Genomic DNA, 6,925 nt, shown 5'->3' on the forward strand with positions numbered 1-6,925 from the left:
GCGGAAAGCAAATAGTGTTAAAATGAAGGAGAGGCTTTTGGGAGATTTCTCTCAGAGGTTGCAGTGGAATGCCACCACGGCCTCTATGCCTTTGCGGAAAACATCGAGAGGGAAGTTTTCGCCGGGAGAGTGGATGGCGTTACTCTCCAACCCAAAGCCCATAAGTATGGTCTTTATTCCCAACACACGCTCAAAGTCGGCTATGATGGGGATGCTGCCGCCGCGACGTACCGGCAGCGGACGGCGGCCGAAGGCTTTTTCAAAGGCGGCTTCGGCCGCCTTGTAGGCAGGCAGCGTTATGGGGCAGACGTAGCCTTCGCCGCCGTGGAGAGGCGTTGTCTTCACGTTGACGCAATCGGGGGCTATAGCGGCAATGTAGTCTGCGAAGAGACGAGATATTTTCTCATGTTTCTGATGAGGCACGAGTCGCGTGGATACTTTGGCAAAAGCTTTGGAGGGTATGACGGTCTTGGCGCCTTCGCCGATATATCCGCCCCAAATGCCGCACACGTCGAACGATGGTCTGCAAGCGTTTCGCTCTATGGTGCTGTAGCCTTGTTCGCCGCGCAGGGAGCGCACGCCGATGGCCTGCTTGTAGCGCTCTTCGTCAAAGGGGATGGCGGCTATCATTTCACGCTCTTCGGCCGGTACGTCCTCTATGTCGTCATAAAAACCCGGTATGGTAATCCGACCGTCAGAACCGACGATTTTCGACAGCATTTCGCAGAGCACATTGATAGGGTTGGCCACAGCACCACCAAAATGGCCGGAGTGAAGGTCGCGGTTGGGGCCGGTCACTTCTATTTCCCAATAGGCCAGTCCGCGCAGACCGGTGGTGAGCGAAGGCAGATCGGCGGCCAGCATACTGGTGTCGGAAACGAGGATGATATCCGCCTGAAGCAGAGACTTGTGGGCTTCAAGAAACGCGCCCAGACTGGGAGAGCCTATCTCCTCTTCGCCCTCAAAGATAAACTTGACGTTGTGACGCAGCAATTTGTGGTGTACGAGATACTCAAAAGCCTTTACCTGTATGAACGACTGCCCCTTGTCATCATCGGCACCACGTGCCCAGATGCGACCGTCGCGCACCTGCGGTTCAAACGGAGGTGAAGGCCAGAGTTCGAGCGGCTCGACGGGCATCACGTCATAATGGCCGTAAATGAGTACGGTAGGCGCCGCCTTATCGATCTGTTTTTCGGCAAATACGATCGGATGGCCGGCTGACGGCATGATTTCGGCACGGTCGGCACCGGCTTCGATGAGCAGTTCACGCCAGCGTTCGGCGCAGCGCGTCATGTCTGCGGCGTGTTCAGGAAGGGCGCTGATACTGGGAATGCGGATAAGGCTGAAGAGTTCGTCCAGAAAGCGGGCCTCATTGGTGGCAATGTAGTTCTTTATTTCAGGCATGGCTGATTGTTTTGATATGAATAAAGTGCCGGACAGGAGTAGCTGAACTACTGCCGGCGTTGAGGACAAAGTTGTTTTTTTCCGCGGCTTATGACAACGTTGCCGCGTGAAGGGGACATAATGGTCGTTCGGCGACCGTCTACGGTATAGCAGGATGATGAGGCATTTCCGTGCCCTTCAGACACAATTTCGCTGATACCGGTAGCGGGAGGAACAGTAAAGCACACAGTTTTCCGGACAGTCCAGGGACAACGTACATAGAGTGTATAATTTTGTCCGGGCTGCAATCCTTTGAAACGAACGGTATCCGTCTGGCTTTCATTGGCGGACAGCATACAGTAGGTGACATGGCATATCCCGCTATGCCCTTCGCGTGGGTTGCCTTCAAACAGTTCGTAGGTGACTCGCTGTCCGGCGCGGCCGCCGGTCGAGAGGTTACTGACGGGCTGCCTTATCTCTACCATATCTGTGGCGGGGAATTGATATTCCGGCTCTTCAAAGATCAGTTCTTCGGGCTGTCCGGACAATATATCTACGGATTGTTCATAAACGACATGTACGTCATCAGGTGAAAGCCGCAACAATCGTTTGCCGGACTGCGAAAATTTGGCATAGACGATCAGACGTTTTTTCTCTCCTGGTTGCAGTGTCACGCCGGTCAGGGCGCCATAGTCCCCCTGCTCGAAGAAGGCTGTGTCGGCCGAGGCATTGGTGAACAGTTCAAGAGGAGTAGCAACGGAATAGTTGGCGGTATTGTACACATAAAGAGCCAAGGGAGTGTACTTGCCGGTTTCGGGCGTCAGCATGAACTTCAGGCTGTCCACCAATAGTTCCCGCCCTGTCCGTCTGAGGGTGTCGGGTAATATTATGTCTGTTTGTCGGTCGGGATGTATCAATACTGCTTCCTGATTACAGAAAAAACCTTCAAGCAAGCCGTTTTCCGTAATATCGTATGAGGGCTCGGAGGGATTGAGCAGGTCAAGGCGGAAATAGCCGTCATAATCACCGCCCAAGCCCCAGTTGACATGGAAAAAGCCTTCTTCGTCAAGTCCGTCAACAACGAAAGCGTGCCCGTTAAGCCGCATGCCGAATCCGGCATAAAAGACCGGCCGGCCGGATAGCAGTTCATTGCGCAACATATCCAGCCAGTCGTCAGGACGGTATTTATAGCTGTCTGCATAATGTACGTATCCAAGGCCGAAAACCTCTTTCAAGGGTTCGGCCACATTACTGATGTATGCCCCGCTGCTGCTTATCCCCCAATTCATCTTTACAGCAACTCCCAAATGATATGACAACCGCGCCACTGCCTCCGCTTCCGCTTCGGAATAGGCCTCTGCTTCGTAATTGTGCCGTATAATCCTTGTATCTGTTGACGTACCGGCAGGAATGTCCGATATATGGTAATGCTCCGTATCCCAACCTTTGAGGTCTTTCTTCAAGGTGTAAGTGCGGCGGTAATAGGTAAGAATGGTTTCCAGCGCTGTAGCAACACAACCCACCAGACAGCGTGAAGAACTTAATGTTCCGTCAGCATTTTTATAATAAGGGCAATAGCGGTTATAAGGGTCGGCCTGATGACGGACAGGGGTACGCATAGGTTTGACCGCCACACCGGAATAAGGAGATATGATACGCGCTTTTGCCGGACTGTCATCAGAAAGAACGCGATCATAATAATTCAACAAACCACGCATCGCCGGCGGCATGTCCTTATTACCGCAGTTACCATAGGCTAGCACAGGCGGCAGACGATCGTCTGCGGCAACAGCGGCAAAAGCTCCGTCGGCATTGGAGAAGATGTAAGTGGAAACTGTGCGTTCCCGCATTTGCAAGTCTTTACCGGTATTTCGCAAATCCCTACTCCACAATTTATTACCGTTATTTGTCCCGACCAACAAACGGGCGGCCGTGCGGCGCGCGGCCGCAACGGAAATGCTGTCGGCCGCGGCGGTGTGGGCACATATAATAAAAAGGAAAAGAAGATAAGGACGCATGGCGTTTAAACAGACATTAGAGTAAAGGGGAAAGAATACGCGTGTACGATTCGAGCAACCGCCGGCAATAAGGGCGTTGCCGCCATTCCGAAAGGTATATTTCGTCGCAGTGTTTCAAGTCTTCCATAAAAACAGCACGCATGACCCGGGCTGCCTCTTCGCCGTAAATAAACGCATTGGCTTCGAAATTATTTTCAAAGCTACGGAAATCCATATTGGAGGAACCGACCGTACACCAGTCGTTGTCGGCTACAGCGCATTTGCTGTGTAGAAAGCCCGCCTTATAGGTGAATACACGCACACCGGCCTGAAGAACGGCGCAGAAGTAACTGTCATTAATATAACGCAACCAAAAGGCGTCCGGTTTGAGAGGTACCATCAGCCGCACATCCACTCCACTCATCGCGGCAGTCTGCAGGGCTTGCAGAATAGGCTCGGTGGGCATGAAGTAAGGAGTCTGTATGTAGAGGTACTGACGGGCGTGCTGTATGATCCACGTCAGGCCATACATGATTTCCGGATAACATGACACAGGATTAGACGGTACAATCTGTAAAAGAAGAGCGGGATAAACAAAAGACTCCGCCAAAGATTGTGCCGGAGACATTTCTTCTGACGCGGCCGCCGGTTGAGACCTGAATACCGCCGCATCGGCCGCTTGCTTGTAGCAGTTTTCCCCTGTAACAAACAGCCAGTCGCTCAAGAAGAGACGCTGCAAATCGGCTACGGCGCCACCCTCCACACGTACATGGACATCGCGCCATATCTTTTCCCGCCGGCTCACATAGCGTCTGGCCAGATTCATGCCGCCGATAAAAGCCACGCGACTGTCAACGACACAGATTTTGCGGTGATTGCGATAATTCACCTTGTGTGTCAGACTGGGAAAACGTACAGGCAGAAAAGGCTCCACCCGTGCTCCGGCCTCTATGAGGGGGGCAAAAAAACGGTTCCTTACGTGCCAGCATCCCACATCGTCATAGATAAGGCGGACGGTCACTCCCTCCCGCGCCTTATCGGCCAAGGCGTCACGCACCAGGCGTCCTACGGCATCGTCCTCTATAATATAAGTTTCCAAATGTATCGTCTCACGTGCGGCGGCAAATTCGCGCAACAACGCCATCACCCAATCCGCCCCTGTCGTGTAACCTACTATACGTTTACCAGCCGTGAGAACAGAACGGTTGGTATGGTCAAAAAGTTGTACCAGCGGTCGGTATTTTTCCGGACAGGCTCCAAGCGGAACCTGTTGTACGCCGGCCAGCATGCGCCGTGTCAGCAGACTGTATTGCTTACGGCTGATATAACGGTCTTTACGGATATTCTGCCCGAAGAAATAGAAAATGACAAGCCCCAGCACAGGCAACATGATCAATACGATGGTCCAAGCTATGGTTTTGGCCGGCTGGCGGTTTTCGAGCAGCACAACCGTCACAGTGCTCGCAACGAGTACCACATAAAGCGCCACGGCCATCCAAAGAAATAAATAGGTCCACATGCTGATGGTTTTCAGTTAAAAAAGAAACACAAGGACGTTTTTCGGAAAGAATGTCCATCCTATCGCAAAACTAAGCATTTTTTTCCAATTGAGAAGTGAAATCATCAGGAAGTTGTAACTTTGCATTTTAAATAAAGCTAAAAGACAATGACAACCGACCCCAGACATATACGTATAAAAGACTATGCCTACGACTTGCCCGAAGAGAGGATAGCCAAATATCCGAAACTCGTGCGCGACGAGTCGAAACTACTCCTCTACCGCGATGGAAAAGTGGAAGAAGACACATTCTGCAATCTGCCGGCCCACGTGCCAGAAGATACATTAATGGTGTTCAACAACACTAAGGTCATACAGGCGCGTCTGCACTTCCACAAACAAACGGGAGCGCTCATCGAAGTGTTCTGCCTCGAGCCTCATACGCCCGCCGACTACCAGCTGTCGTTCGCACAGACGGCCAGTGTGACATGGACCTGTCTGGTGGGAAATCTCAAGAAATGGAAGGAAGGCCTCCTACAACGCGAAATAACAGTGGGAAACAAACAGCTCCTCCTCACGGCGGAGCGACTGGAAGTTTGCGGAACGGGACACGAAGTGCGCTTCGCCTGGAACGACAGCACAGTAACATTTGCCGACGTACTCGATGCCATCGGAGAACTGCCCATACCGCCCTACCTTAACCGGCAAACGGAAGAAAGCGACTTGAGGACCTATCAGACCGTCTATTCGAAAATAAAAGGCTCTGTAGCCGCCCCTACGGCCGGATTACATTTTACAGACCGCGTACTCTCCGCCCTCGACGCCCGCAAGATAGAACGTAACGAAGTGACACTGCACGTTGGAGCAGGCACGTTCAAGCCTGTGAAAAGCGACGAGATAGCCGGCCACACCATGCACGCGGAATGGATAGCCGTGAAGCGCGAAAGCATAGAAAGGCTCATAGCCCACGGCGGCCGTTGCGTGGCAGTGGGCACCACGTCGGTACGCACCCTCGAAAGCCTCTATTACGTAGGAGTGCTCCTGCACCGCCAACCGGAAGCCGATGCAGACCAACTGCACGTGCCGCAATGGCTTCCCTACGAATATGCCTCCGAAAGCGAACAAATCACCACACTTCAGGCTTTGCAGGAAATACTGGCCTACCTCGACCGTCATTCACTGCCCGTGCTCCACACTTCCACCCAAATCATCATAGCACCGGGCTACCGCTTTCATCTGGTCGAGGCCATCGTCACCAATTTCCACCAGCCCCAGAGCACACTCCTCCTGCTGGTATCTGCCTTTGTAGGCGAACGCAACTGGCGGAAAGTCTACGACTATGCCCTGTCGCACGATTTCCGTTTTCTCTCTTACGGAGACAGCTCGCTGCTATTTCGCGACAACAGTTAGAACCCCGGAAAAATGACAGACAACAACGAAGAGATCCTCCCCCTCGTGGACGAAACCGGAACCGTCATAGGCCGGGCCACACGCGGCACCTGCCACAACGGCGAAAAACTCCTGCACCCCGTGGTGCATCTTCATGTTTTCGATCTTCAGGGAAACTTATATCTGCAGAAACGCCCCTGCTGGAAAGACATCCAGCCCGGACGCTGGGACACCGCCGTGGGCGGTCACGTAGGCTGGAACGAAACCATCGGCCAGGCCTTGCGCCGGGAAGCCCGCGAGGAAATAAACCTGACGGACTTCGAGCCGGAACTGCTGACGCGTTACGTCTTCGAGAGTGCAAGAGAGCGCGAATTAGTCAACGTATTCCGCTGTGTAACCACCCTCCAGCCTTCGATTTCGGAAGAGGTCGAAGACGCGCGTTTCTTCTCACGCGAAGAAATTCGGAACCGCCTTGACACAGACTTCTTCACCCCAAATTTCGAACAGGAGTGGCGGCGTTTTTTCAGTCAGGCTGAAGAGACGGCCTGAAGGGCGGAACATCCCTCTTGTCAATCGGGGAACATCCGCGGTGTGTGATTTTAACACTATTTGCTTTCGGGCGGAAAATGTTGTATCTTTGTAACAGCCAAGCGGG

Annotated in this window: 5 protein-coding genes; 2 read left to right on the top strand and 3 right to left on the bottom strand. The window is 52.9% G+C overall.

Annotation, left to right across the window (positions count from 1 at the left end):
- Positions 1-51: 51 nt before the first annotated feature.
- From C5S62_RS04395 to cls, 3 genes are read right to left on the bottom strand one after another with little or no spacing between them, the layout of a single operon-like run.
- On the bottom strand, positions 52-1,407 hold the full coding sequence (locus C5S62_RS04395; RefSeq protein WP_104404224.1) for a dipeptidase: 1,356 nt from the start codon (positions 1,405-1,407) through the stop codon (positions 52-54).
- 47 nt (positions 1,408-1,454) lie between these two features.
- Positions 1,455-3,404 carry a C10 family peptidase gene (locus tag C5S62_RS04400; RefSeq protein WP_104404225.1) on the bottom strand — a complete coding sequence of 650 codons (1,950 nt, stop codon included), beginning with the start codon at positions 3,402-3,404 and terminating at the stop codon, positions 1,455-1,457.
- Positions 3,405-3,420: 16 nt separating this feature from the next.
- Positions 3,421-4,902: a cardiolipin synthase gene (gene cls, locus C5S62_RS04405; RefSeq protein WP_104404226.1), complete on the bottom strand. Its 1,482-nt coding sequence runs from the start codon at positions 4,900-4,902 to the stop codon at positions 3,421-3,423.
- A 147-nt stretch (positions 4,903-5,049) separates the two neighbouring features.
- Between cls and C5S62_RS04410 the strand changes: the two genes are divergently transcribed.
- Together C5S62_RS04410 and C5S62_RS04415 are read left to right on the top strand one after the other, a co-directional pair.
- Positions 5,050-6,291 carry an S-adenosylmethionine:tRNA ribosyltransferase-isomerase gene (locus tag C5S62_RS04410; RefSeq protein WP_104404227.1) on the top strand — a complete coding sequence of 414 codons (1,242 nt, stop codon included), beginning with the start codon at positions 5,050-5,052 and terminating at the stop codon, positions 6,289-6,291.
- A gap of 12 nt (positions 6,292-6,303) precedes the next feature.
- Positions 6,304-6,819 carry an NUDIX domain-containing protein gene (locus C5S62_RS04415; RefSeq protein WP_104404228.1) on the top strand — a complete coding sequence of 172 codons (516 nt, stop codon included), beginning with the start codon at positions 6,304-6,306 and terminating at the stop codon, positions 6,817-6,819.
- Positions 6,820-6,925 lie beyond the last annotated feature (106 nt).

The sequence above is a fragment of the Prevotella sp. MGM2 genome, assembly GCF_002933955.1.
GTDB lineage: Bacteria > Bacteroidota > Bacteroidia > Bacteroidales > Bacteroidaceae > Alloprevotella.

Bases quoted from the DNA above. Each gene is read 5' to 3' on its own strand.
- C5S62_RS04395 (WP_104404224.1), bottom strand. From the start codon at position 1,407: ATGCCTGAAATAAAGAACTACATTGCCACCAATGAGGCCCGCTTTCTG.
- C5S62_RS04415 (WP_104404228.1), top strand. From the start codon at position 6,304: ATGACAGACAACAACGAAGAGATCCTCCCCCTCGTGGACGAAACCGGA.
- C5S62_RS04400 (WP_104404225.1), bottom strand. From the start codon at position 3,404: ATGCGTCCTTATCTTCTTTTCCTTTTTATTATATGTGCCCACACCGCC.
- cls (WP_104404226.1), bottom strand. From the start codon at position 4,902: ATGTGGACCTATTTATTTCTTTGGATGGCCGTGGCGCTTTATGTGGTA.
- C5S62_RS04410 (WP_104404227.1), top strand. From the start codon at position 5,050: ATGACAACCGACCCCAGACATATACGTATAAAAGACTATGCCTACGAC.